The organism is Halalkalicoccus paucihalophilus (genome assembly GCF_001593955.1).
Taxonomy (GTDB): domain Archaea; phylum Halobacteriota; class Halobacteria; order Halobacteriales; family Halalkalicoccaceae; genus Halalkalicoccus; species Halalkalicoccus paucihalophilus.
On sequence record NZ_LTAZ01000017.1, the window covers coordinates 162,344 to 186,249 of the forward strand.

Annotated in this window: 26 protein-coding genes and 1 pseudogene; 8 read left to right on the forward strand and 19 right to left on the reverse strand. The window is 57.3% G+C overall.

The window, feature by feature from the left end; translation table 11 throughout:
• Positions 1 to 8: 8 nt before the first annotated feature.
• Together ureC and HAPAU_RS18720 are read right to left on the reverse strand one after the other, a co-directional pair.
• Positions 9 to 1,718, reverse strand: coding sequence for an urease subunit alpha (gene ureC, locus HAPAU_RS18715; RefSeq protein WP_066385657.1), 1,710 nt, complete (start codon positions 1,716 to 1,718; stop codon positions 9 to 11).
• The gene (locus HAPAU_RS18720) at positions 1,718 to 2,083 is read right to left on the reverse strand and encodes an urease subunit beta (RefSeq protein ID WP_066385873.1); all 366 of its coding nucleotides are present in this window, start codon (positions 2,081 to 2,083) and stop codon (positions 1,718 to 1,720) included. The genes ureC and HAPAU_RS18720 overlap by 1 nt, the downstream gene beginning before the upstream one ends.
• Positions 2,084 to 2,514: 431 nt before the next feature.
• On the opposite strand from HAPAU_RS18720, the gene HAPAU_RS18725 reads away from it, so the two are divergent.
• Genes HAPAU_RS18725 through HAPAU_RS18745 form a run of 5 tightly spaced genes read left to right on the forward strand, consistent with a single transcriptional unit; the run spans position 2,515 to position 7,121 of the window.
• Positions 2,515 to 3,774, forward strand: a complete 1,260-nt coding sequence (locus tag HAPAU_RS18725; protein WP_066385659.1) for an urea ABC transporter substrate-binding protein — start codon at positions 2,515 to 2,517, stop codon at positions 3,772 to 3,774.
• Positions 3,771 to 4,658 carry an urea ABC transporter, permease protein UrtB gene (gene urtB / locus HAPAU_RS18730; protein ID WP_066385660.1) on the forward strand — a complete coding sequence of 296 codons (888 nt, stop codon included), beginning with the start codon at positions 3,771 to 3,773 and terminating at the stop codon, positions 4,656 to 4,658. Before HAPAU_RS18725 ends, urtB begins: the two co-directional genes overlap by 4 nt.
• Entirely contained in the window at positions 4,655 to 5,704 is a 1,050-nt protein-coding gene (locus HAPAU_RS18735; RefSeq protein WP_066385662.1) for an ABC transporter permease subunit, read from the forward strand. Before urtB ends, HAPAU_RS18735 begins: the two co-directional genes overlap by 4 nt.
• Complete coding sequence (locus HAPAU_RS18740) at positions 5,704 to 6,435, forward strand: ABC transporter ATP-binding protein (protein ID WP_066385663.1); 732 nt, start codon at positions 5,704 to 5,706, stop codon at positions 6,433 to 6,435. The genes HAPAU_RS18735 and HAPAU_RS18740 overlap by 1 nt, the downstream gene beginning before the upstream one ends.
• Positions 6,435 to 7,121 (forward strand): ABC transporter ATP-binding protein, encoded by a 687-nt coding sequence (locus HAPAU_RS18745; RefSeq protein WP_066385668.1) that lies wholly within the window; start codon positions 6,435 to 6,437, stop codon positions 7,119 to 7,121. The genes HAPAU_RS18740 and HAPAU_RS18745 overlap by 1 nt, the downstream gene beginning before the upstream one ends.
• A gap of 41 nt (positions 7,122 to 7,162) precedes the next feature.
• On the opposite strand, the pseudogene HAPAU_RS18750 reads toward HAPAU_RS18745, so the two are convergent.
• The 3 genes and pseudogenes from HAPAU_RS18750 to HAPAU_RS20605 form a co-directional block, all read right to left on the reverse strand.
• Positions 7,163 to 7,579 (reverse strand): annotated as a pseudogene (locus tag HAPAU_RS18750) (energy-coupling factor ABC transporter ATP-binding protein); the annotation flags it as partial.
• Between the two features lie 120 nt (positions 7,580 to 7,699).
• Positions 7,700 to 8,572 carry an NAD+ synthase gene (locus tag HAPAU_RS18755; protein ID WP_066385670.1) on the reverse strand — a complete coding sequence of 291 codons (873 nt, stop codon included), beginning with the start codon at positions 8,570 to 8,572 and terminating at the stop codon, positions 7,700 to 7,702.
• A gap of 190 nt (positions 8,573 to 8,762) precedes the next feature.
• Positions 8,763 to 8,906 (reverse strand): NAD-binding protein, encoded by a 144-nt coding sequence (locus tag HAPAU_RS20605; RefSeq protein WP_245634258.1) that lies wholly within the window; start codon positions 8,904 to 8,906, stop codon positions 8,763 to 8,765.
• Positions 8,907 to 9,105: 199 nt separating this feature from the next.
• Between HAPAU_RS20605 and HAPAU_RS20610 the strand changes: the two genes are divergently transcribed.
• Positions 9,106 to 9,843 carry a patatin-like phospholipase family protein gene (locus HAPAU_RS20610; protein ID WP_368085908.1) on the forward strand — a complete coding sequence of 246 codons (738 nt, stop codon included), beginning with the start codon at positions 9,106 to 9,108 and terminating at the stop codon, positions 9,841 to 9,843.
• Positions 9,844 to 10,081: 238 nt separating this feature from the next.
• Here the strand turns inward: HAPAU_RS20610 and HAPAU_RS18765 are convergent, their stop codons facing one another.
• The 11 genes from HAPAU_RS18765 to HAPAU_RS18810 all read right to left on the reverse strand — a co-directional run bounded on the left by HAPAU_RS18765 (position 10,082) and on the right by HAPAU_RS18810 (position 20,074).
• The gene (locus HAPAU_RS18765; RefSeq protein ID WP_066385674.1) at positions 10,082 to 10,807 is read right to left on the reverse strand and encodes a DUF2270 domain-containing protein; all 726 of its coding nucleotides are present in this window, start codon (positions 10,805 to 10,807) and stop codon (positions 10,082 to 10,084) included.
• A gap of 176 nt (positions 10,808 to 10,983) precedes the next feature.
• Positions 10,984 to 11,208, reverse strand: coding sequence for an HTH domain-containing protein (locus HAPAU_RS23165; protein WP_368085909.1), 225 nt, complete (start codon positions 11,206 to 11,208; stop codon positions 10,984 to 10,986).
• Positions 11,172 to 11,432: a hypothetical protein gene (locus tag HAPAU_RS18770; RefSeq protein WP_245634259.1), complete on the reverse strand. Its 261-nt coding sequence runs from the start codon at positions 11,430 to 11,432 to the stop codon at positions 11,172 to 11,174. Before HAPAU_RS18770 ends, HAPAU_RS23165 begins: the two co-directional genes overlap by 37 nt.
• A 328-nt stretch (positions 11,433 to 11,760) precedes the next feature.
• Positions 11,761 to 11,928: a DUF1931 family protein gene (locus HAPAU_RS18775; RefSeq protein WP_066385675.1), complete on the reverse strand. Its 168-nt coding sequence runs from the start codon at positions 11,926 to 11,928 to the stop codon at positions 11,761 to 11,763.
• Between the two features lie 892 nt (positions 11,929 to 12,820).
• Entirely contained in the window at positions 12,821 to 13,249 is a 429-nt protein-coding gene (locus tag HAPAU_RS18780) for a hypothetical protein (protein WP_211263640.1), read from the reverse strand.
• Between the two features lie 695 nt (positions 13,250 to 13,944).
• Positions 13,945 to 14,838, reverse strand: a complete 894-nt coding sequence (locus tag HAPAU_RS18785) for a complex I NDUFA9 subunit family protein (RefSeq protein WP_066385678.1) — start codon at positions 14,836 to 14,838, stop codon at positions 13,945 to 13,947.
• A complete protein-coding gene (locus tag HAPAU_RS18790; RefSeq protein ID WP_084383937.1) occupies positions 14,835 to 15,938 on the reverse strand; it encodes an SDR family oxidoreductase in 1,104 nt (367 codons plus the stop codon). The genes HAPAU_RS18785 and HAPAU_RS18790 overlap by 4 nt, the downstream gene beginning before the upstream one ends.
• 22 nt (positions 15,939 to 15,960) lie before the next feature.
• Positions 15,961 to 17,343 (reverse strand): vitamin K epoxide reductase family protein, encoded by a 1,383-nt coding sequence (locus HAPAU_RS18795; protein WP_157078566.1) that lies wholly within the window; start codon positions 17,341 to 17,343, stop codon positions 15,961 to 15,963.
• Complete coding sequence (locus HAPAU_RS18800) at positions 17,340 to 19,301, reverse strand: glycoside hydrolase family 15 protein (RefSeq protein WP_084383902.1); 1,962 nt, start codon at positions 19,299 to 19,301, stop codon at positions 17,340 to 17,342. The genes HAPAU_RS18795 and HAPAU_RS18800 overlap by 4 nt, the downstream gene beginning before the upstream one ends.
• Positions 19,298 to 19,675 (reverse strand): SPW repeat domain-containing protein, encoded by a 378-nt coding sequence (locus HAPAU_RS18805; RefSeq protein WP_066385679.1) that lies wholly within the window; start codon positions 19,673 to 19,675, stop codon positions 19,298 to 19,300. The genes HAPAU_RS18800 and HAPAU_RS18805 overlap by 4 nt, the downstream gene beginning before the upstream one ends.
• Positions 19,676 to 19,726: 51 nt before the next feature.
• Entirely contained in the window at positions 19,727 to 20,074 is a 348-nt protein-coding gene (locus HAPAU_RS18810; RefSeq protein WP_066385681.1) for a four-helix bundle copper-binding protein, read from the reverse strand.
• Positions 20,075 to 20,800: 726 nt separating this feature from the next.
• On the opposite strand from HAPAU_RS18810, the gene HAPAU_RS18820 reads away from it, so the two are divergent.
• Positions 20,801 to 21,274: a hypothetical protein gene (locus HAPAU_RS18820; protein ID WP_211263641.1), complete on the forward strand. Its 474-nt coding sequence runs from the start codon at positions 20,801 to 20,803 to the stop codon at positions 21,272 to 21,274.
• Between the two features lie 542 nt (positions 21,275 to 21,816).
• On the opposite strand, the gene HAPAU_RS18825 is transcribed toward HAPAU_RS18820, so the two are convergent.
• On the reverse strand, positions 21,817 to 22,098 hold the full coding sequence (locus tag HAPAU_RS18825) for a hypothetical protein (RefSeq protein ID WP_066385686.1): 282 nt from the start codon (positions 22,096 to 22,098) through the stop codon (positions 21,817 to 21,819).
• Between the two features lie 295 nt (positions 22,099 to 22,393).
• On the opposite strand from HAPAU_RS18825, the gene HAPAU_RS23340 reads away from it, so the two are divergent.
• A complete protein-coding gene (locus HAPAU_RS23340; protein WP_449267246.1) occupies positions 22,394 to 22,492 on the forward strand; it encodes a DUF7563 family protein in 99 nt (32 codons plus the stop codon).
• A gap of 278 nt (positions 22,493 to 22,770) precedes the next feature.
• Here the strand turns inward: HAPAU_RS23340 and HAPAU_RS22650 are convergent, their stop codons facing one another.
• Together HAPAU_RS22650 and HAPAU_RS18830 are read right to left on the reverse strand one after the other, a co-directional pair.
• Positions 22,771 to 22,968: a hypothetical protein gene (locus tag HAPAU_RS22650; protein WP_245634260.1), complete on the reverse strand. Its 198-nt coding sequence runs from the start codon at positions 22,966 to 22,968 to the stop codon at positions 22,771 to 22,773.
• Positions 22,965 to 23,522, reverse strand: a complete 558-nt coding sequence (locus tag HAPAU_RS18830; protein ID WP_245634261.1) for a hypothetical protein — start codon at positions 23,520 to 23,522, stop codon at positions 22,965 to 22,967. Before HAPAU_RS18830 ends, HAPAU_RS22650 begins: the two co-directional genes overlap by 4 nt.
• Positions 23,523 to 23,906: the final 384 nt, after the last annotated feature.

Sequence of the window (23,906 nt, forward strand, 5' to 3'; positions counted from 1 at the left end):
TGGGAGTTTCAGAGCAGGTATCGCTGGGTCAGGGGTAGTTCCTCGGCGGGCTCGGAGGTGACCGGCTCGCCGTCGATGAACACCTCGAAGGTCTCGGAATCGACTTTGAGGTCCTCCGGGCAGTACGTGTTGTGAACCATGTCGCTCTTTGTGAGCGGGCGAGTGTCCTTGACGGGCACGACCTCCGACTGGAGGTCATAGTCGTCGCCGACGCCGGCCTCGGCGGCCGCGTTGCTGACGAAGGTCATGCTGGTGGCGTAGGGGACACTCCCGTTCGCGCCGAACCAGGGACGCTGACGTTTGGGCTCGCAGGTCATCAGCGAGCCGTTTGCCTCGCCCATGTTCGCCGAGGCAGGATACCCCCCTTTCAGAACCCACTCGGGTTTGATCCCAAAGAAAGCGGGCTCCCAGAGGGCGACGTCCGCGAGTTTGCCGGGTTCGAGCGACCCCACGTGATCGCTGATCCCGGCGGTGATCGCGGCGTTGATTGTGTATTTGGCGATATATCGCAGGATGCGACTGTTGTCGTTGTCCGTTCCCTCATCGCCCGGCAGCGGGCCGCGCTGGCGTTTCATCTTATCGGCGGTCTGCCACGTGCGGTTGATCAACTCGGCCTGCCGGCCCATCGCCATCGAGTCGGTCGCCATCATGCTGATCGCGCCGGTGTCATGTAGGACGTCCTCGGCCCCCAGCGTCTCCGCACGGATGCGCGACTCGGCGAAGGCGACGTCCTCCGGTACATCGGGGTTGAGGTGATGGCAGACCATCACCATATCCAGATGCTCGTCGAACGTGTTCTCGGTGAAGGGCATCGAGGGGTTCGTCGAGGACGCCAGCATGTTGGGGTGGGCGACGAGTTCGAGGACGTCCGGGGCGTGGCCGCCGCCGGCACCCTCGATGTGGAAGGTGTGGATAGTCCGCCCGTCGATGGCGTCGAAGGTCTGCTCGACGAAACCCGCCTCGTTCAGGGTGTCCGTATGGAGACAGACCTGCACGTCGGTCTCCTCGGCGACCGAGAGACAGGTGTCGATCGCGGCGGGGGTCGCCCCCCAGTCCTCGTGGACCTTTAGCCCACAGGCGCCGGCCTCGATCTGTTCGATCAAGGGGGCGGGCTGGCTTGCGTTGCCCTTCCCGTAGACGCCGACGTTGACGGGCCAGTCGTCGGCCGCCCGCAGCAGCATCTCGATGTTCCGGGGTCCGGGCGTAGCGGTGGTCGCCCCGCCGCCAAAGCCGCCACCCATCATAGTCGTGATCCCGCTGGCGATGGCGTGGTCCGCGAGCTGTGGTGTGTTGAAGTGGACGTGGATGTCGAGCGCGCCCGGCGTCGCGATCAGTCCCTCGCTGGGGATCGCGTCGGTGCTCGACCCGACGATCAGTCCTTCGTCGACGCCGTCCATCGTCTCGGGGTTGCCCGCCGATCCGAAGCCGACGATCCGGCCATCCTTGATGCCGAGATCACCCTTCTCGATCCCCAAAATGGGGTCGATCACGGTGACGTTCGTCAGCACCCAGTCGAGCGCGCCCTCGGCGCTCGTGACCCCGGATGTCATCCCCATGCTGTCACGCAGGGTCTTCCCGCCACCGAAGACGCTCTCGTCGCCTTTCGTGGTGTGATCTCGCTCGACCTCGGCGATCAACTCCGTATCGGCCAGCCGGAGCCGGTCGCCCTCGCTGGGTCCGTACAGCCGTGTGTACCGATCGCGGTCTATCTCGCTCATTACTCCGCTCCTCCGAAGTCGCCCTCACGGGCGCGTTCGAGTGCGTTTTCGCGGTTTGCGTCGAGATCACCCGAGACGAGCCTGTGCATGCCAAAGACCCGACGTTCGCCGCCGATCGCCACCAGATCGACCTCTTGGCGGTCGCCCGGCTCGAACCGGATCGCGGTGCCCGCAGGCACGTCCAGACGCATTCCATACGCGGCCTTCCGATCGAACGCGAGCCCCGGATTGACCTCGAAGAAATGGAAATGCGAACCGACCTGGACGGGCCTGTCGCCCGTGTTTTCGACGGCGACGGTCGCCGTCTCGCGGCCCTCGTTGATCGTCACCGTTCCTTCAGCCGGGAGCAATTCGCCCGGTTTCACGTTCCGCCCCTCCACAATCGTCCGATCATGGAGCCTCCTTTCGCGAGCCCGCTTATATTGATTGGCGTCGATGAAATATTTGTCCAGCCTACGACGCTGAATACGTGATAGTTACCGTTATTCGTGATTATAGAGGACATTCATACGAATCGATCGAGACTGGGCGGATCATTGCGGCCGTTCGTCTACCGGCAGTGATCGCCTCATAGCGATCCCGATTCGATGATCAGTTTCCCGACCCATCGAACGGCCGTTTCTGGACGGATATTCAGTTGATTTCAGCATATTATAGGGTCATTATAGAGTTATGGCTGCGTTAATGAATAGAAAGGAGTCCGTAGACAATCTTTTTATACATAGGTCGGAACCGACTTGACGTCATCAATGAGTGGACGAACAATCAATGATATCGAATATTAGAACAAATAGCGATGAATAATTTGTTTTCTACTGGTCGTTCATCGACCCGACGAGCGTTCCTCGCCGCGGGGGCCACTGGAATCACGGCGACCGCGGGCTGTACGGGCAGTGCCCGACAGGACGCGGATGTCGTTCGGATCGGCGTCCTCGAGGATCGCTCCGGCGGCTTTGCGCTCAACGGCACCTCGAAGTGGCAGACTAGCGTGCTCGCCATCGAGGAGCTCAACGAGGCGGGCGGCATTCTGGGCAAGGAGATCGAGCTGTTCGACCCCGACCCCCAGTCGGACAATCAGCGCTACCAGGAGCTGACCCGACGGCTCATCCAGCGCGAAGAGGTCGACGCGCTCTGGGCGGGCTATTCGAGCGCCGCCCGCGAGACGATCCGGCCGCTGATCAACCAGTACGAGCAGCTGTACTTCTACACGACCCAGTACGAGGGCGGGGTCTGCGACAGCACAATCTTCCCGGTGGGCGCGACCGCCCGCCAGCAGCTCGGCGCGGTCGTTCCCCATCTGATTGAGGAGTACGGTCCCCGTATTTATACCATCGCCGCCGACTACAACTTCGGGCAGATCTCCGGGGACTGGGTGCGGATCCTCGCCGAGGAAAACGGCGCGGAAGTGATCGGCGAGGAGTTCATTCCGCTGGACGTCTCGCAGTTCGGCTCGACGATCAACAGGATCCAGGAGGCCGACCCGGACTTTGTGATGTCGATGCTGGTCGGCCAGAACCACACCTCCTTTTACAATCAACGCGCCTCCGCCGGACTCGACATACCGATCGGGAGTTCGACGACGATGGCCCAAGGCTACGAGCATCGCCGGCTGAACCCGCCCGCACTCGCTGATATGTATGTTGGGGTCAACTACATGGAGGAGGTCGACACCGAGGCCAGCAACGCGTTCGTCGAGCGCTTTTACGACCGGTGGCCCGACGCGCCCTACCTCAACCAGGAGGCCCAGAACAACTACTTCTCAATCCACATGTACGCCGAGGCCGCAGAACGCGCCGGGACGACCGATCAGGAGGCGGTGATCGAGGAGTTAGAAAAGGGCGTCGAGATCGAGGCCCCGGAAGGCACGATCGAACTCGACGGCGACACCCATCACATGAACCACCACATGCGAATCGGGCATGCCGACTCGAATCACGACCTGAGCTTCGGCAACGAGCAGTACATCGGGGCGGGCTTCCTCCAGGAGGTGGGCTGTTCGCTGCCCGACGACCCCGAGACGACCCAGTACCTCCCCGCGGAGGTTTACGACCTATGATATACGACACGCTCAACCTGTTGTTCCAGTTCCTGGATAGCTTCGCCTTCATCGTGCTCGCGACCGTCGGCTTGGCGGTCATCTTCGGCATGATGGGCATCATCAACCTCGCCCACGGCGAGTTCATCCTCGTCGGGGCCTACGGGACGACCCTCTCGTATGGGGCGGGCCTCCCGCTCGCACTGGCGATGGGCGTCGGCGTCCTCGCGACCACCGTCTTCGGGCTCGTCCTCGAACGAACGGTGATGAGACGGCTCTATCATCGGCCGCTGGACTCGATGGTCGCTACGTGGGGCCTGAGCCTCGTTACGGTCCAACTCGCACGGATCGGCTTCGGTAACACGCTGTCGCAGGTCGGGACACCGCTGGGAAGCATCTCATATGGCGCGTTTTCGTACTCGGCCTACCGGGTCGTGCTCGCGGGGATCGCCGTCGCGGTCCTCGTTAGCCTGTACTGGCTGTTCATGTACACCGAGTTCGGAACGCAAGCCCGCGCGACGATGGAGGACGAGCCCACGGCGCGGAGCATGGGCGTCGATACCGGTCGAATCTACCTCGGGACCTTCGGCCTGGGCTCGGCGCTCGCCGGACTAACGGGGGCGCTGTACGCCCCGACGATCACGATGACGCCCGAACTCGGCGCGTCCTTTCTCGTCGAGGCGTTCGTCACCGTCGTCGTCGGCGGCTCCTCGGTGCTCGTGGGTACCTCGCTTGCAGGTGGTTTCCTCGGAGTGGTGAACGCCACCTTCACCAACCTCGCAGGCACGTTCATCGGCCAAGTCGCGATGCTGCTTGCGGCGATCCTCGCGATCCGCCTGCTCCCGGAGGGTATCACCGGCCTGATCGACTCGTGGCGTGCGAAGCGCGCGGAGGGCGGCCAATGAGTCTCAGAACTGTCCTTGACGGCCCCAATACCCGCGGGACCTCCGACCGATTCTGGGCGGCCTTCGGGCTCGCGGTTGTCGCGCTTCTTGGCTACCCGCTGGTGGCCTCGACGTACGCGGTCGCCAACGCCGCGCTGTTTCTCCTCTATGCGATTCTCGGCCTCAGCCTCTGTGTGATTTGGGGCTACTGCGGGATCCTCAGCTTCGGGCAGGTCGCCTTCTTCGGAATCGGGGGCTATACTTTCGGGATCGTCGGCATCAACCTCTCTACGACTACTGGTACGGCGCTTGGCCTGCTCACGGGCGTCGGGGTCGCCACCCTGTTTGCGTTCGTGCTCGGCTACTTCATGTTCTACGGCGGGGTTCGAGACGTGTACGTCACGATCATGACACTCGTGGTCGCGCTGGTGGTCCACACGTTCATGGGCCAGACCGCCGGCAGCGAGTGGGCGATCGGCGAGGCAGCGTTGGGGGGATTCGACGGGATGACGAACATCCCCAACCTCATGCTTGGTGGGATTGAGCTGATCGATACGGCCTTCTATTATGTGGTGCTCCTCGTGCTTCTCGGGACGTATCTCGGGCTGCGCGCGCTGGTCAACAGCGACTTCGGCCGGGCGATGGTCGCGGTCCGCGAGGACGAGGAGCGTACCGAACTGCTCGGCTACGACACCAAACGGATCAAGCTCCTCGTGTTCACGCTCGGAGGCGCGCTCGCGGGCCTCTCCGGCGTGCTGTACGCCTCCTGGGGCAACTACATGAACCCCGCCGTCTTCGGGATCACCTTCGCCGCCCTCCCGGTGGTGTGGGTCAGCGTTGGCGGCCGGGACTCCCTGTTGGGTGCGATCGGTGCGACCTACGCCATCGAGTGGTTCTCCCAGCAGCTCTCGATCACCGGCAGCGAGTACGCGCTGGTCGTCGTCGGCGGGCTGTTGCTGGTGACGATCCTCTGGCTGCCCAAGGGCGTCGCCCCGGCGGTCGCCGACTGGCTGAGCGAAAAGCAAAGTAGTCCGTCCATTCGCGGTCACGAGGAGGTGGCTGACTGATGGCTGCCGAACCAGAACCGTTGCTCGCGACCGACGCGCTGCGAAAGGAGTTCGGCGGGCTGACCGCGACAGACGACGTTTCTCTCACCGTCTCGCCGGGCGAACGGCGGTGTCTGATCGGGCCCAACGGCGCGGGCAAGTCGACGCTGCTCTCGCTGATCACCGGCCAGCTCGATCCCAACGCAGGGTCGATCCGTTTCGCCGGCGAGGCGATCGACGGGCTCTCGCCCCACGAGCGCATCGATCGGGGCCTCAGCGTGAAGTTCCAGGTGCCGAGCGTCTACGGGGAGTTCAGCACTCGGGAGAACCTCCGGTTGGCGCTCCAACGCCGCGTTTCAGGCGAGGAACTCGAGGACGCGATCGTGGATTCGCTGTCGCGATTCGATCTCGCTGACGAGGAGTACGTCGAGGCTAACGCGCTCTCGCACGGACAGAAGCAACGACTGGAGATCGCGATGGCGAGTGCACTCGATCCCGCGCTCTTGTTGCTCGACGAGCCCGTCGCGGGCCTCTCGGTTGAGGAGACCCAGCGGATCGCCGACCTGCTGATCGATCTCAACGAGTCGGTGGGCGTCGCGTTGCTCGTCATCGAACACGACATGAAGTTCGTCCGCGCGCTCGCCGAGCGGGTGACCGTGCTTCATCAGGGCTCGATCCTCATCGAAGGGGAGATGGAGAACGTCGCCGACGATCCAGCGGTCCGGAACGTCTATCTGGGGGAGGAGGTCTGATGCTCGCGATCGAGGACCTCCACGCCTCCTACGACTCGACACCCGTCCTCCGCGGGGTCGACCTCTCCGTGGATGAGGGCGAGATCGTTGGCGTGATCGGGAAGAACGGCGCGGGCAAGACCACGCTGATGAAAAGCGTCATCGGCCTGCTCGAACCCGACTCGGGGACGATCCAGTTCGATGGGCGGGACGTGACGGACGAGCCGTCCGACGCCCGCGCCCGCGGCGGCATGGGCTACATCCCGCAGAGACGGGACGTCTTTCCCTCCCTGACCGTCGAGGAGAACCTCCGGATGGGCGAGTCGATCAACGAGGGCGGCGAGGCGCGCTACGACGCGGTCTACGAGTACTTCCCGATCCTCGAGGAACGCCGGGAGCAGAAGGCGGGGACGATGAGCGGCGGCCAACAGCAGATGCTCGCGGTCGGCCGGGCGCTCGTGGGCAGTCCCGATTTGCTCCTGTTGGACGAACCCTCGGAGGGCGTCCAGCCCTCGATCGTCGCGGAGATGAGCGAGACGATCGGGCAGATGAGCGAGGAGACGGAGACCACCGTGCTGTTCGTCGAGCAGAACCTCTCGGTGATCGACGCGCTCGCCGAGCGGTGTTACGTTATGGAGAAGGGACGTATCGTTGAGGAACTGGCGGCTGTCGAGCACGAGACGGTCGCGACGCATCTCGCGGTGTAGCAGGCGGAGACGGATTTCGGGCGGAGGTCTGACGAGAACTGCTACATCCGCTCACACGACAGATACCGACGCGCCGCCGGGATGGTCAGCGGGATCACATCGGGATCGACGATCACCTCGAATAACCGAACGGTCGCGGGTGGGCGAAGCCCCTGGGATTCCAGCAGGGACCGATCCGTCAGGACGTCCCGAACGGTCCCGTCCGCCGCGATCGACCCGTTCCGTCCGACGAGGACGACCCGTTTTGCGACCTTGGGGATGAGGTCGAGCGAGGGAGTGAACACGAGCACAGTCCCGTCGTGATCGTCCAGCAGGCCGAGGATTCTCTCGCGATATTGAGCGTCGACCGCCCCCAGGGGCTCGTTGAGGAGGAGGACCTCGGGATCGAAGGAGAACACGCTTGCCACGGCAGCGCGTTGTTTCTCGCCGCCAGAGAGCCGGAACGGTGGCCGATCCACTTTACCGACCGGAATCACGTCGAAAAGTAGTTTCAGATCATCTGGATGGGGATCGTCCGCTTCCATTCATTTTGGCGAGAAGTCAGTCAAGCGCTCAACGGTGGCTCTCGCTATCTTGGATTATCGTGACGTCGGCAGAGATGGTCGGTCGGTGCTTCTGGGTGTTGGCGGGGGTGTCCGCTTGTGAGCAGACGACACACAGCGTTGGCCATACTCTTTGACGACGTCGACGTCAATTCCGAGGTCGTCCGCGACCGTTTCTGGACTCTCCCCTCTATCGATCAATCCTAATAGAATCTGATCGAGTAAGTCGTAGGGCGCACCAAGGTCCTCAGCATCGGTCTGTCCGGCCCAGAACCCGGCGGTCGGCTCCTTCTCGATGATTCGTTTCGGTACACCAACGTACGGTGCGAGGGCCCGAACCTCGGTCTTATAGAGGTCCCCCAGGGGGTACAGGTCTGCCCCACCGTCACCGTATTTCGTAAAATAGCCAAGCAGGAGTTCTGACCGGTTCGCCGTTCCGAGCACGAGCGACGAACGCGTGTTTGCTGCGTAGTATGCACAGACCATCCGAAACCGTGCAATGGTGTTCCCGCTCACCACCTGATCATCGGTTGGTCCAATCGTCGATTTCACCAACTCTGTGAACAGGTCGAGCAGCCCCTGGAGATGAATTTCTTGGTACTCAATTCCCAAGCCATCCGCGATCGTCCGGGTGTCGATGGCGTTGAGGTCCTCAGTTTTGTGACAGGGAAGTCCCAGCGCCAGCACTTGCTCGGTATCGAGTGCCGCTGCGGCGACGGCTGCCGTCACCGTTGAGTCAATTCCGCCGCTCATTGGGACGACAACACCCTCCACGTCTGCCTCCTGGACACGCTGGCGAACGAATGAGACGGTTTCTTCCCGAATCCGCTCGGCCTCTGCTGATTCGACCAGAAATCGTTTCTCATCTCGATCTAGATGTGAGTGATTGGTATTCGTTTTATACGCTATATTATGACCATATTTATTCTTCTATCAGTAATAACGAACCAACTGAGGATATATAAGCACTATCCTTAAACAAGCAAAGGATATATCAGAATCCGAAAGCCTCTAGCTCACACCGCTCGTCTACTGGCACACTAGAGACGATCAATGCTCAGTCAATCCTGACGCTGAATTGGAGTGTTGCGCGTAAGTACTATAGGACACTGTTATCGATCGCCTGTTGGTGCTGTGCTTCCTGTTGCTCGACGACGACAACCTCGCGATCCGTTTCGTGGAGTCGGGTTGCAATGGTCTTCCCGAATGTCCCGTATCCACAAATGATGATGTGATGGTGCACTGGGACACCTGCTGGATCATCTCCCAGATGGGTACCGCGTCTGTGGATTCAGTGGCGCCTCTGGTGGAGCTATCACCGCGACAGCCGCCTGGTACGGCTCCTTTCGAATGCTCAGACACCGAAGGGTGTACTAGAGGGACTGTGGAGCGACATCGCTGCGACCACTGGCTGGGAACAGTGGGTAAACACCGCCGCAGTGGTGACAGCACGACTGGACCCAGGTGGACTTCTAACCCCCTCTCTAAGTCCATATCTCGTTCTCGACGGCAGTATAGCCCACCAACAGCTGTCTACGATCCTTTCCGAGCACATAGGGTTCGATGAATTCCAACAGTTGCTTGCTACTGATAACCAGCCTCCCCGTCTCTTTGTCGGCGCTGTCGATCCCTTGAATGGATACCCGGCTACGTTTACAAACGAAGGAGTAACCCTGGATGCGCTACTAGCCTCTACCGCTCTTCCCACGCTATTTCGTGCCGTCGAGATCAATGATCGTCCCTACTGGGACGGCGTGTTCGCGCAAAATCCTCCAATCCGCCAGTTCGTCACGACGGCGGCCCTTCCTCCGATCGACGAGCTCTGGATTGTCCAGCTAACCCCGCAATCTGTCGATGAAACGCCGACCACAACCGAAGCGATCGCAGACCGAATGGCACAGCTCGTCGGAAATCTCTCACTCCAGCACGAACGCGTCTTCATCGAGATAGTGAGCGAGTGGGCCGCCAACGGGTACTTGCCGGAAGATCGATTCGCCACGACGACGATTCGGACTATCGCCCTCCCCCAAGACAAGGCCGCAGCATCCACTGTCGATCGACGGCGCTCGTTCGTTGAATCCCTCTTTGCTGACGGTCGTACGGAGGCCATCCACCTGCTCGAACAACTCGAGATCTATCCTCACGCAGTCGAAACGTGGTGTCTCAAGCGCGTGGAGTGATGGACTCCGTCGGATCGCGCGAAGTCGCCATGTGACACGCCGAGGAATGCGCGCTTCGATGAGTCTCGAAGATGACGACTGAAAGGAAGTTGTGGCGCTGTTGAAATCCAATGAATTGGATACGGTACTCGGTGAGGCAGTTGAACTTCCGATACAGTACTTGTCACACGTCGGTTAACTATAGTACTAAGGAAGACACACGCCCACCACTCTCCAAGGTATTCGCAGTTGGAACGGATTACTGACGTTTATCGTCCTTCTCGTCCACCTCCTTCCAATGGCCGGGCTCAACGCCGTGGATTTCTCCTTTCGCCTCGCGTTTACCCGGCCAGAACGCAATCAAAAAGACAGTGATATAGAACAAAGCCAGCACTGTTGCGACGACCAGGCCAGGGATCCCCGGGAGCGCCGCGGCCTGAGTCCACTGTGCTCCGGGGCTAAAGAGAGTGATCTTAGAGACCCAGGCGAGCCCGACGACAACAAACAGTAACGCGTAGACCCGACGGACCCGACGAGACAGGGCTTCAAGGTATGAGACCTTGAATGTCGGCTGACGAAGATCGTCACTGATTTTTTCTCTCCAATTCGGATGGTATTCGACGTCTGCGGGATTGAAGACGTTCGCGAAGACGTTCTCCTCAATGAACCGGACTTGAGACCGCCATACGTCGAAGAACCGATAGCGTCGGACTTCGAAAAAGAGGAACATACCCAGCAGTATCAGCCCGATCAGCAAGAGGTACGCCGGCATACTCTCGCTTGCAAACACTATTGAGAGCAACGCGGCGATCAGGGTGATTGCCCAGTCGGTTGTTCGGTCGAGCCGATCCTGTGCCCGTGTCGTCTGACTTACACTCCCTCGATAAAAATGCGGGAGGACCGAAAGGAACGCTTCTGGATCAGCGCCGGCATTGGCCGCAACCTCCTCATCGTGAGCATCAAGTCGGTCGGATGTCTCGTCCATATCAATTGCACACCTCCGACGGGGATAACGCTCTCTACGTGCCCAATACAGTGAGACAAGCATCATCTGCTCTGCTATAAATTTCATCCCTAATCTATAAATCTTATATTAGATAGAAAAAGAAGCTTCATCGAAATAACAGCGACGATGGGCTGAATGCATTCTCCGGGGCTTGTTTAGATATTCAGCAGGCCAGTCCTGACAACATCCAAAGAGCCAGAGTCCTGTCTCGATAACTGTACTTCATCAATCGGGCCTCTGTCAGCTAGCGTTTGGAGGCGATCAATGGCCCCAATCTGGGGTGGATTGAGTCCACTGGGGCCCAACGTTCGCACTCGAACGACCGCTCGGACTGGGTTTCTGCTCAGAGATTTCCTCCGCTTGTTGTCTGCTGTTGGCAGACATACTGAGTCCCTGTCCGATCGACGTGATCCGTTGTGGTGAGTATCTGGAGTAACGGGTAGAGGGTGATCTTCTTCATTCCGAGTGCGGCGTGCAGCTCATCGATTGTTGCTTCATTCTCGACCCGTAAATAGAGGTAAACGAGTTTGGCGTCGGCTGTATCGAGCGTCTCTGGCAGGTTGAGGTCTGCGTGTCGCTGGTGCTGTGATTGGGTCTGGATCACAGTGATGGATCGCTCGCCAGTTCAGTAAACAGCCCACCTGTCACACCACCGTCTTCATGCTCCGGGTGATGTAAGCACCGAATCTCCTCGTTGACTACGACGAGCTTTTTCCCACAACGTTTCGTCTACTCGATGTCGTCTTTTTCGAGCTTCTCGAGAAAGTTCATGATACGGGCCACAGTCTGACCATTATACCGAGGTGGGAGGTACAATTACGAGTGGTACGTAGCTCCGAAAGGCTGCTTAGGCCAGTTTCCAGCAGGGAATCTACGAAAACGGAGCGACAGTGGGAGTTCGCCTACACTACTTCGCTAGAGAATCGTCGGTCTTAGAGGTCGCGGGGCTGAACGGTCTTGCGATCGTTGTCTGTGGCTCGTTGGGCTGCATCCTCGAGTAATTCTTCGACTTCCTCGTCGAGTGAGTCGTAGAAATCCGACGCGACGTTCTGATCATCGAGCGTCTCTTTGACTGCCGACTGAACGATGAGATCTGCCATCAACTGCTGTTACAGAGGGTGCTACTGTATGCTTTCTGTTTGGGATACCATGAAAGAGCATTAGTAGAACCGCTCTGGAGACGCGTGGAGTTACTAACTGAATCACGAACTCCTATCATCCAGAATTTCACGCGTTAATTGAATCGATTGAGATTCGCTTCCAACGCAGTCATGGAGCTATTGAGCAATAACTGGGGTGGTATACCAACCATGGTTATTATTAGCACAGACGGCGTATACAACTAGTGTCAAAAATACACTATCTTCGGGCCCGACTCCCGATATAACACAGAGGAGAGTTTCCAATGCAATCTTCAGACAGTGACCGTACTCTCACCTTGCCCGCAAGTAGTACCAGTGACCACAAGACAGCCCGTTCTAATATAAACCGATTGTATCGAAAACGGTTGTTCGAGACATTGAAACAAGCCATTCAAACCGGCCATAACGGGGTCGATATTGTTCATCTCGACCAGGAATCCAGGACCGGACTCAGGCTGAATGTATGGCAGGCAACGAAATGGAAAACAGAACCCCCAGCCATATCTGCAAACCACTGCCGAAGATACGATTTTCGCTATTATGATCGCGAAAAGCTTCTTGCTTCCCTGTCGCAGGGCGAATGGCCCGGTGTCCATGAAGGGAGACACATTTTACCGGCTGAATACGGGCAGAAATGGCAGCCTAGTTACTCCCTCTGAATCTCGCACGTAGTTTCTGACAGAGATTAAGTAGATGGCTACCCAGAGCGACACATCGTTCGTCTGTATCTCTCGATCCTCCAAGTACAATCAACAGGTGTAAACTAACCTCTGATACGTAGTATATGTAACTCTATGGCCATGTAAATTTTTCAAATGAGTGCGTGGTTTTCAAAACGGAGAAAACTATATCACGCTGCTTTAGGTGTCATCGCACGGAAGGCCAGCACGGCACCAACCACGAACACGAGTGTTGCGAGGTAGATGGGAGCAAGGTGTGTCACCCAGTTATGTGCGAATCCACCCAGATAGTGCATCGGCAGAGCGAGCGCCAGCGCAACGACTGCTGCTGTGACGGCAGTCACCAACGCCCACAGCTGGCCGGTGCGGACGCCATACCAAGCTAACGCTGCGACCGCAACGCCGGTAGCGATGATGAACCCAGCGAGGGCGACATGAAGATGGGTGATGTAGTACACCGCTTCTGGGTTTGTCCCAGCCAATTCAGCACGGGTAAGGCCATCAAGCATGTGCACCCCGAGTTCGAATCCACTACCGATGAGTGCGAGAACCAAGAAGACGAGGCCGTAGCCAACGAAAGCCACCCCAGCAAGGGCCATCATAAGTGATCCATTCCGTAATCGGGAACTGGTTTTGATTTCTGTTTCCCGGGACGGTATTGTTGGTTGCTTTGTAGCCATATTCTACACTGTTTATCATTATGGTCTACAAAGAGATATACTATTCTATGGCAAGACCATCACGTCTGATAACTGACGATCCATCTATAGTAAGAAGGCTAAGTATACTGTACTCACCGATGATTCGGGCGATCGATAAGTATGCTATCACGCCAGAGGAGTACATTGCTGGCCGGGAGCTAAAACATCGCATTTAACTTACTCCCTGAGCGACAGTGCCCTGCTCTGAAGAAGTGATATATTCTTCTCAGTGAGTCGCAAGTAGATACGAGAAATCACATATCAATCTATCTTTTGTGTGAATTTCGTTAAAATGGACGCTATAATTGTGCAATATCCAGAATCATGAAACACGGATGTGAAACCTAGCAGGGGCACGGAGAATAGAATCGCAGGTAGTCCAAACGTTGTATGACTCAGCAGCCGTCCGCCTGCTGTACAAGATGCGACAAACGACGAAGCCACATTATTAGATGACCTCCGGCGAACCGTCAGCGACAGTCGACTCCTTATGGAATATCTGCAGGTGACAATAGAGCTGGTGCATGATATATGATTCTATCTGAAGACTGAAAACAACAGTATTCTGCTGGAATATGTATTATCTATTCGGACTAAATTTTCTCTTCTTTAAGATACGTTGATAAGGAGCGTAGCTCCGAAGTATCCCTTCCAAAGGCATCAATGTCGTTGTGATCAGTCACGTTGGACATCTCCAGTGATCGGGCCTGATTAATACCGAAGGGTATCCATGGAAGGGGCTCAGCCGCGTAGAGGCCAACCTGTGCGAGCCACATCGGCACCGAGACAATCTTGACGGATTTTCCTTCTGCTTGATAGAGCATCCGAGTGACCTCACCAAACGACAGTACTTCCGGCCCCCCAAGATCGTATTCCTTGCCGCCATGTTTCTCCTTTTCGAGTGCGTCAGCGGTGATGCGGGCAACGTCTTCAACCCAAATTGGCTGAAATGTCGGTTCATCCCCTCCGTTCGGAAGAACGGTCACGTAAGGGGTAGTGTACGTTTTAATGAACGTAAAGGTCTCACTTCCCTCTCCAAAGATAAATGATGGACGCAACACGACCCAGTCGAGATCTGAGTACTCGATGATCATATCACCGAGCCCCTGTGTCCGCCAATAGGCAATTGGACTCTGCATTGTTGCTCCGAGCGAACTCATCTCAACGTATCGATCGACGTCGTGTTGACTTGCAGCGTGGGCCGCATTTACTGCACCGCCGATACAGACTGTATCGTGAAACGTCCCAGGACGAGGTTCGTGAAGTGGTGGGAGCGCCGTGAGATTGACAGCGGCATCCTGATTCTCGTATGCATCGACAATCGAGTCATAATCTGTCACATCACCAGTTTTCGTTTCAACCTCATCGGGGAGTACGTCAGGATCTGGTGATCGGGAAAGCGAGGTTACCATGTGACCACGCTCGACGAGTTCGGGACAGAGATAGCGTCCAACGAATCCATCACCACCTGTAACGAGTATATTCATTGTTCTCCCCTCCCAGCGGATGCTCGTACCTGCTTACTACCCAGTGTTTCGGAGAGAGGTAAAGAGGTACGTTGAGCAAACGACCCATTTGAAGAGAACCGTCGATACACAACAGCGCTAATGAGCGCAACCAGCACGAGTCCGACAGAGATCAGTTGCGTGGGATGTGTGATCGCCCAGAGCAGGTAACTCCGGCTTCTCGCTCGCTCATCGAATCGTCCGTGGACACCATAGTCCGTTTCATCGTCGACCGGTTCCCAGAGGTTGTACTCCCTGCCGGGATCCTCCGGCTCGACAGTCATCTGTGCTCCCCATCCGGATCGGGCCAACAAGTGATCGAGCCACCGAGGGACGAGTCGATTACCCAGTATTGCCTTCACCGTTGACCGCCCGACCCACAGTTCGTCGCGATCATGATGGGCCACCCAAACGATGGCATCCGCCGCGACTTCGGGCTGATAGATCGGCGGGACGGGCTGGGGTTTGTCTGGGAGGCGACTTTTCACCCACTCGAACTGTGGTGTGTTCATTGCCGGCAGTTGAACCATCGACAGTTGGACGTTGCTCTCGTCGTGGAGCAGCTCGGTACGCACTGATTCAGTGAACCCCTGAATGGCATGTTTTGAGCCACAATACGCCGACTGTAACGGAATGCCACGATAGGCCAGCGCCGACCCGACTTGGACGATCGTGCCCTCGTCTCGTGGCACCATTCGATCAAGCGCGACTTGCGTGCCGTACACGCAACCGAGATAGGTCACATCGGTAACTCGATGGTACTCATCGGCTTCCATTTCGTTCGCCGGCGAGAACACGGAGGTCATCGCATTGTTCACCCAGACGTCGATCGGGCCGAACTCGTTTTCGACAGTCTCTGCTGCTGCTTCGACCTGATCGGCGTCGGCAACGTCAGTCGGAACGACTAAGGCCTCACCACCTGCCGCTTCAACGTCTCGTCGCGCACCCTCAAGTCCCGTCTTACCGCGTGCGAGGAGGCCGATCCGCGCTCCCCGTTCGGCGAAGGCTCGAGCTGTCGCTCGACCGACGCCGGCCGATGCTCCTGTTACCACAACGACTTCGGATTGGTTCATTGTGTCCATATGGATCATTTCCTGTATCTGTTCAAACAATGTAGCGTGGCCACCATTCGCCGTACTGGTCCCGAATCGTTCCGCGGGGGATACTAAGGAGGATCAGCAACAAGCCGATGAGGGCGCCATTTGCCGTCACGAGAATCGGCGCACCAAATACCCAGGGCGCCGCGATCACCCAGACACCGAGTGGGAGATTGAGGAACCGAACGGCACGTGCCGGTTCGCCCGTCGCAATGACGGTGAACGAGACGATGAGTGCACCGACGAGGTGGCTACTATTGACCAGTGGTCCCTGTGTTCCAAAGACCGCCGGTGAGAGCATCAACCAGAAGCCCAGCGCCATCGCACCCAGCAAGTACCAGGGAATCGAGACCCCCCAAAACATCCCCGCGGGCCGATCGCGCTCCGAGCGCGTCTCTCCGTTCAGGCCGGCGTCCTCCTCAGAGAGATTTCCGCCCATCCAGAACGCGTGCCAGAGCCCGACTCCCTCACTCATTCGGCGCTTGAGGAGCTGCATCATCGCGACGACCTCGTCGACGGTCAGCGAGATCATCCAGAGCATCCCGAACGCCGAGAGCAGACAGAGCGTACACCACGTGCCCACGAGAAGCGGCTGGAAAATGACGAGCAATACCTGGACAAAGCCAAGCGGGATGACGACGATCCCGAAAAAGGAGACCATCCACGGCATCGTTCGCCAGCGGCTCTTATCTCCCATAAAGCCCATCAGCCCCTCAATGGCGTACGCGACCGCACCCAACCCAGCGTCCGAGACGGGAAACGCCGCCGAGACGCGCGAATCGAGTATCTGGACGGTGCCATCTCCGAAGAACGGATCCCAGACGAAATCGATGTGTCCGAGCTGGTAGGCGGCCATGTAGCGCGAGACGAAGAACCCGAAGAGTCCCAGTGCGATCAGTGGGGCGCGCTGGGCTGCGGTCGAGGGGTTGTACGACCAGCCCGGGGGGACAGTCGCGCCGTCCATCTCCATTCGCATCATGATGATGATCGAGAACGTAATCACCAGGATGCCAACGAGCGTATCGTTCAGGTAGCCGGCGGCTGTCGGTGCGTGGAACACGAGCGGTGCCATTAGCAGCCAGAGCCCCACGAAGGCGTTGGCGTACGACGCCCAGGGATTCTCCCGTACGAGCGTCACCGTACTTAGTCCAATGAGAACAACACCGGTGACAATGTCACTCACCGACAGGAGTGTGCTCTCGTAACCGAGGGTGAACGGACTGAATAACAACCAGAGGCCAAACGAGATGACACCGTACTGGATCCACCGTTCTTTAAGTGGATGGTTGAGCATCATCTTGCCCGGTTCTTGCATCTCACCATTCGACGAGTCGTCGTGGTGATCCTGCTCGTCAGTCTCCGACGATCGTGTCGTATGGTTTTCGGTCATTGGGTCTCACTTCCAGCTTGGGATCGTGTCGTACAATCGGACGCTGCACTGCCTTGCGTGTCTCTTCTCGCACCGTTTTCGGCGGGTGGTTTCGCATCCGCTTCGTCCGGGTTGAGCCCGCTGTCGGACTCTGTCGACAGAGCGAGTGCCCCGTTTATGAGCCCAATATGACTGAACGCCTGCGGGACGTTGCCGAGTTGAATACCCTCCTCGGAATCGACCTCCTCGGAAAGAAGACCGAGCGGGCTCACATGCTGTCTCGTGTCCTCGAATATCGCCTCCGCCTCGTCTACCCGTCCGGACTGAGCCAGCGCTGAGACAAGCCAGAACGAACAGAGGAGGAATGCACCCTCCTCGCCGGGGAGTCCGTCATCGCCCTCGTAGCGCATGACCAACCCACCATCGACAAGCAACCGGTCCAGAATTGCGTCGATCGTAGACTGGACACGACTGTCGTCGGCCGGAAGAAAGCCGACGAGTGGAATCAGGAGACTCGTCGCGTCGAGTCGGTCCTCGTCGCCGAACGCACTCACGAAGCTCTCGGCCGTTTCGCTGTACCCCTTCTCGAGGACGGTCTCCTTGATCTCGCGCCGGCACGTCTCCCAGCGATCGGTAGGCGCGTCGAAGTCGGTCTCTGCGGCGATTTTAAGCCCGCGGTCAAGGGCGACCCAGCACATCATCTTCGAGTAGACGAACTGCTGACGGTCCGTTCGCATCTCCCAGATGCCTGCGTCAGGCTCCTCCCACGCCTCACACACGTAGTCGATGAGATCATACATCGCCGTCCAGTCGTCCTCGTCGACGGTCTTCCCGTAGCGCGTCGTCTCGTAGATGCCGTGAATCAGTTCACCGTAGACGTCGACCTGGTGCTGGTCTGCCGCCGCGTTACCGACGCGGACGGGTGCTGATCCACGGTATCCCGAGAGGTGATCGAGCGTCCGTTCGTCCGGAACGGGATCGCCATACACGCTGTAGACCGGGTTGACGTCCGACGGAGGCCCACGCGAGCAGTGGGTCAGACAGAGATCAAAGTAGTCCTTCGCCTCCTCGACATGCCCTAGTTCCGTGAGTGCCCGCACGGTGAACGCCGCGTCTCGAATCCAGTTGTACCGATAGTCCCAGTTCCGTACGCCCCCGATATCCTCGGGAAGCGACGTTGTAGGAGCTGCACAGATCGCGCCCGTTTCGTGGTTGATCAGGAGTTTGAGAACGAGCGCAGATCGCACGACGTCCCGGTGCCATGGTCCACCCACCGAACATTCATCGCCGTCCGAGCAGGTATGAACCCAGTCTCGCCAGTAGTCAACGACGTCGTCGAGAATCCCCTGGTGGTCGTCTGATTCGAGGGGCGGTTCGTGGCCATATCCCAGGACGAACCAGTGGGTATCTCCTTCCTCGAGAGTGACCGTCGTTCCCGCACTCTGCGCTGAGACCGACAGCGGAACCGAGCTCGAGAGCACCGTGAACTCCTCGTCTCCCCGCGCGATCGCTCCCTCTTGGATGGACTCGAAGGTCGGCGTCGTCCGAGCGTACTCGAACCGAGGCGTGAAATCGACACGGAGCTCGACCTGACCGTGCTCGCACGTCACACGTCGGAATATCGTCTCCATCGGCGTTTGGTCTTCTCGAGCGAGCGGCGGGACAGGCATGAAATCGGTGACCGTCGCCTGACCTGAGACCGTTTGAAAGCGCGTCTGGAGCACGTTCGTTCGGTCAACGTACTCCTGAACCGCCTCGAACGATCGTGTCGGTTGGACGGTGAAGTGGCCACCTCGCTGATCATCGAGAATACGAGCGAAGATGCTCGAGGATTCAACGTGGGGAAAGCAACACCAGTCGATCGCCCCGTCAGAGCCAACGAGCGCGACCGTCTCCAGATTGCCGATGATACCGTACTCTTCTAACGGTTTGTATCCCTCATCGTTCGACTGTACCCTGTTCGAATCTCGTGAGGTCATTGTGACATCTCGTCTGAGGAGGAAGTGGCCGACCGTTCTATACGAGGTGCTGCATAGACGTTATACCCCGCGAATGCTACTACCAGTACGCCTACAGAGACACTGTTCCACAGTGCTCTACCGGAGATCCCATAGACGAACGGGGCGATAATAAGCCAGCCTCCAAGGACACCATTGATTGCTGCTACGCGTCGGTTGATGGTTCCCTGTGTTCGCTCGGAATAGTAGTTATACCCCGCCAGGATCACAATTATCCCGCCGACGAGGGGGTCGTTCCAGTGGTCTATTGCTAGAGCATCTAGGAGGGAAGCGACAATGAGCCAGAGGCCCAGTACGCCGTTGAACGCTGTGATCCACTGTAATGGAGATCTCATTAGGAAATATCGGGGACAGGTCGGGACGGTGATCTGATTCTAATCGATGGCTTAGGCTGATGCCATCTCGCGGCAGGTTTCCGCGCACTCACGGAGCACGTCAGCACAGACCTGGCAGTGCTCAGCATCATGGCGCTCACATTCCTCGGCGCATTCCTCACAGGCTCCCGCAGTGACCTCAGCGAACTTGCTACTGTAATTGGAGTCGCGCGCCATGAATCGAGCGTGGAGCGTCGTGAGGTCGGCGACGTCCCGACAGAGGCGCAGACACTCAGCCATCTCCTCGCCTTCGCCAGCACATTCATCAGCGCACCACTCACACGCCTGAGCGCACGTGAAGCACTCATCGATACAGTCGGCGGTCGTACCTTCCACGTGATCGATTTGGGTTAGCGCCATTGCAGGTTACACTATGAGAGGGCCATACTTTGTTATCCGTTCCCCAGGTTCAGGCGCTAATTAATGAGACGGGACTAATGCCGGCTTAGGGTGGACCAGATAATCCATGAGGTCCATCGGTAGAGCGCTTCACAGGGGGTTTCGATAGTGGCGTGTACTGTCAGTCTGTTGTAGCAGATGCGCCTTCGGGACTGTCTCTAGTGAGTGGCACCCTATCTAATATCGGGTAGTAATATACGGTCGGATCAAGCCGGCACCGGATTAAAGGGATCACCTACTCTTCTCCCGGATATAGTGGATACAACGATTCACACACTCGGTGCGATCTTTGCGATTATCGGCGGGACTGGAGCGGGGCTACTTTCGGTCTTAGTGTGGAACGTTCTTCGTGAATCCCCGTTTGGCACTATTATCGCTCTCCTTTCGATAACGATGTCCGGGATGATCGTCTACCATGTCGTTTTGTTCGCCGTTGGGGCTGATTCATTCTTCTTGGATACGTTTCGAAGTGCTTTACAGACGATCCTCGCCATCTTCCTCTGGTTGGTCATCGTAACGCATCACCAACTTCAGCACACCGCATCCGGGTCCGGAGGCTGATTCCAGATGCTTAATATATCTCTGTTTACTGCGTACAATCTTATAATAGGGCTGGTAACGGGAATTGGCATCATCTATTTCCTCCTGTTCAAACAGACCGTTATAGAGTACCGAGGATTTCTCTTCATGACGATCACTGGCTTAATGCTGTTTCTCGTTGGCGGACCCGTCGTTGAGGTCGTCTACCCGAAGTTCGTCCACTGGGTTCATGGTATTGCAGCCGTGCTCGTCATTCTTGGCCTGTATAATCCGGTGCAGAACGACTCGCGGCACGACCTCTGGACGGAGATACTGCTGAAGGATCCAACGCAAGTGCGACGGGCTTCTGAATGGATGCTTCCAGTTGACGATGCAGTTCTCAGCTTATTTCATACTACCGACCTTATTCTGACGCCTTCTATTGTCGCATACAATATCGATTATAGTCGGGATGAAGTGAATCGCCGACTAACGGAGTTAGAGCAGCGAGGTTTCGTCGAGAAGGTCGAACGCGGGAAGTATCGAATAACCGCGTTAGGAAAACAGTATATCGAGGGACCGGCATCGTCTGATCTCAGGAACCATCTGCAGTATCTCCGGCAAGCTCACTCCAAACGATAACTCTATGTCGTCCTATGGGATCGGTTCGCCTATCTACCGTTATTTTGTATTGCGATAGGTTGAGAGCCCACACTCTATATCCGATAATGCGTTGAGGCTGGCCTGCTATCTATGTATCACCAGAAGAATACACCCAAGTACGAGCAAAGTTAGTGTCGATGCTGGCCACATAGATGCACGAAACGGATAATCCGATACTCACCGGGCCGGTTTGCCCCGACACCTATAGGAGGATGTTCAGCGGACTTGACTAACATGTGCATATCGTGACCGAACTCTGTAGCTAGGCCTCACTAGTTTATTCGTTCGGACTTGATCGCTCTCAGACGCAGTCACTGGTTGAATCTAGCAGAGGGTCGGCTTGCGGCTAGCCATCGTTCAACGACAGCACTGCTAAGCGCAACCCAGCACAAGCCTGGCAGAGACCCGTTGCTTAGGATGGGTAAGCACACCGTGTCATCACAAATGTGGTCTACCAGATTTGAGATATTTGCTGGTGCTCATTCGGTTTTAGGCTACTTCGTACCCCTCTCTCAAGAGCCCTATATTTCGCTGAGGAGGTTCCTAGCTTCCTCTTGAAGAGATTGTTGGAGGGATCCATCTTCAACGAGTTTCCGAAGCATCGAATCACACTGTGCGGTGCCGAGAGAACGGAGTGCTTGCTGTCGAAACTGATCGTCTATATCCTCATTTGATACAAGTCTCGCGAGTTCATCGCACTCGTTTGCCAGTTTTAGCTCGTGAATGGCATCCATTCGATCGTCCTGATCTGCGGATGCGTTAGCAGCAAGCTCAACACACTCCGTCGGTGTTCGTGAACTCATACGATTCAGTTCAATCTCGCTATCAATAGTCTTTGAGGAAAACGGACGGTCAAGATCTCTTCCAATCGCCGTCAATCATTAGAGAAGTGTCTCAAACAGACGCGTAAATAATAGATGCAGCACGACTCAGTCGAAATTTGAGTACTCAATAACCATATCACCGAGCCCCTCTGTCCGCCAGTAGGCGATGATCTGCGGTGCCGTATCCCTCGTAAGTGCTTTTATGACCCAGTTTCACTGTTACTACTCGTTTATAAGCCCAAAAGTTGATAATGAATATAGATGTTATGGCGATATGCCCCAATGTGATGGGTGTGGTGAACACGTGACCGTAGATTTCCACCGTGTGTTCGCTGATAATGATGGAGGCTCTATGGCTGTCCGGCTTGTATGAGTACAACGGCAATCAAGAACGGGAAAGCAACTGGCCTGTAAGTCATTCTGGTCACCTTGTGTAACAAAAGATCGTTACAGGAGAAGTGGATTGCACAAGGTACTGTCGGACTAATCACACCGTGGTGTGATATGGTTCCGAAGGTAGAACCAGCAAAATCGTTTCTACTCCCTCCACTACTACTGTACTATACTAGATTTGTTCAGAGTTATGACTAGGAGAGGAGGGCGTGCGTGGGATAGTTGTCGTCGACTATGCTCCTTGTTGTTGTCCCGTTGTTAGGTCATCACGCTCTCTGTAGGGGGTTGCTCAATATCCCGATCACAACGATCGTGATAGCGGTCGGCTGCTTCCTCCTCGACCACGACGAGTTTCTTCCCGCGCCGCTTGGTTTGTTCGACGTCGTCCTTTCCGAGCTTCTCGAGGAAATCCATGACACGGGCCACAGTTTGCGTGTGTGGCTTCGTTCCTTTCATCGCGGTAAGACCTTCGTGATGGTTCGACTATCGAGCACGAGCCCAGCAGGTGCCTTCTCGGCGTAGTCACGAACGTCCCGAGCAATGAACCGAGCGCGCTCCTGGTTCGACGTGAGCTCACGATCGGCGACGTGCTCGGGGAGCGCACAGATCCGCTCAAGCGGTGTTTCGACGTTTTGTGACTCCGTTGTTGTCTCCGCCCCCGAAGCGCCGTTGTTGGAAGCGAGCGCTTGTACGTCGTCGAGTCGACTGTGGGCTCGATCAACGTCCTCCGTCGTGTTTTGAAGGATCGATCCCACGGGAATCCCGGCGATCCAGATATCCGTCAGGCCTGCAGTGTCGCCGTCTGCGTTGATCTCAATGGGGTCGTTGTCGCGCTGGGCTTCAAGCTCCTCGATGCGGTCGTCCTTGCGTTCGACTTCGGCCTCGAATTCTGCAACGCGGTCGGTAAGCGTTTCGAGCTGTTCACAGACGGACTCAAGGGTTGGGTCGTCGGTCGTCGCAGGCTGGTCAGTGGCGGTGCTCTCAGGGGTCGTAGTCGTGGATTCAGTCATCGGAAATGCGGTGTGTCGCAAGTGAGACAATTGCGTCCGTCTCGTGGCTAATAGCGGACGATACGGACGCGTGGCTGATTGGAGTGAATACGCTGGAGAGAGACGCGTCTCTCAGTCTGTAGCGAGCGCTGTCGCTGTGGGAATGTCCACTCATTGCTTGTGTGGACTACTCCTGCTGGCTGTGAGCGCTCGTGCCCGTTGCGTGGCGCCTGGCGCGCTGGAACTCGCCGATTGCTGGGTCGGAAGGGGAATCAGCAGTCTCAGCCTGAACGTGGTGGGGGCCCCCTCTTAGCGAGTCGCATTCGCTCTGAGAGACGCTACGGCAGGTCCGACAGCAGTGTGCGCTCGATATTTCGAGATCGGCGAACGCTACGCACGTGTAGT

Excerpts from the sequence above, each read along its gene's own strand:
- HAPAU_RS18775 (WP_066385675.1), bottom strand. The coding sequence starts at position 11,928 with ATGGCAGATCTCATCGTTCAGTCGGCAGTCAAAGAGACGCTCGATGAT.
- HAPAU_RS18810 (WP_066385681.1), bottom strand. The coding sequence starts at position 20,074 with ATGGCGCTAACCCAAATCGATCACGTGGAAGGTACGACCGCCGACTGT.
- HAPAU_RS18735 (WP_066385662.1), top strand. The coding sequence starts at position 4,655 with ATGAGTCTCAGAACTGTCCTTGACGGCCCCAATACCCGCGGGACCTCC.
- HAPAU_RS18825 (WP_066385686.1), bottom strand. The coding sequence starts at position 22,098 with ATGAGTTCACGAACACCGACGGAGTGTGTTGAGCTTGCTGCTAACGCA.
- HAPAU_RS23340 (WP_449267246.1), top strand. The coding sequence starts at position 22,394 with ATGCCCCAATGTGATGGGTGTGGTGAACACGTGACCGTAGATTTCCAC.
- HAPAU_RS18795 (WP_157078566.1), bottom strand. The coding sequence starts at position 17,343 with ATGACCGAAAACCATACGACACGATCGTCGGAGACTGACGAGCAGGAT.
- HAPAU_RS18780 (WP_211263640.1), bottom strand. The coding sequence starts at position 13,249 with ATGGCCCTTGCTGGGGTGGCTTTCGTTGGCTACGGCCTCGTCTTCTTG.
- HAPAU_RS18765 (WP_066385674.1), bottom strand. The coding sequence starts at position 10,807 with ATGGACGAGACATCCGACCGACTTGATGCTCACGATGAGGAGGTTGCG.
- HAPAU_RS18805 (WP_066385679.1), bottom strand. The coding sequence starts at position 19,675 with ATGAGATCTCCATTACAGTGGATCACAGCGTTCAACGGCGTACTGGGC.
- HAPAU_RS18800 (WP_084383902.1), bottom strand. The coding sequence starts at position 19,301 with ATGACCTCACGAGATTCGAACAGGGTACAGTCGAACGATGAGGGATAC.
- HAPAU_RS18790 (WP_084383937.1), bottom strand. The coding sequence starts at position 15,938 with ATGGACACAATGAACCAATCCGAAGTCGTTGTGGTAACAGGAGCATCG.
- HAPAU_RS18820 (WP_211263641.1), top strand. The coding sequence starts at position 20,801 with ATGACGATCACTGGCTTAATGCTGTTTCTCGTTGGCGGACCCGTCGTT.
- HAPAU_RS18740 (WP_066385663.1), top strand. The coding sequence starts at position 5,704 with ATGGCTGCCGAACCAGAACCGTTGCTCGCGACCGACGCGCTGCGAAAG.
- ureC (WP_066385657.1), bottom strand. The coding sequence starts at position 1,718 with ATGAGCGAGATAGACCGCGATCGGTACACACGGCTGTACGGACCCAGC.
- HAPAU_RS18830 (WP_245634261.1), bottom strand. The coding sequence starts at position 23,522 with ATGACTGAATCCACGACTACGACCCCTGAGAGCACCGCCACTGACCAG.
- HAPAU_RS18745 (WP_066385668.1), top strand. The coding sequence starts at position 6,435 with ATGCTCGCGATCGAGGACCTCCACGCCTCCTACGACTCGACACCCGTC.
- HAPAU_RS22650 (WP_245634260.1), bottom strand. The coding sequence starts at position 22,968 with ATGAAAGGAACGAAGCCACACACGCAAACTGTGGCCCGTGTCATGGAT.
- HAPAU_RS18785 (WP_066385678.1), bottom strand. The coding sequence starts at position 14,838 with ATGAATATACTCGTTACAGGTGGTGATGGATTCGTTGGACGCTATCTC.
- urtB (WP_066385660.1), top strand. The coding sequence starts at position 3,771 with ATGATATACGACACGCTCAACCTGTTGTTCCAGTTCCTGGATAGCTTC.
- HAPAU_RS18725 (WP_066385659.1), top strand. The coding sequence starts at position 2,515 with ATGAATAATTTGTTTTCTACTGGTCGTTCATCGACCCGACGAGCGTTC.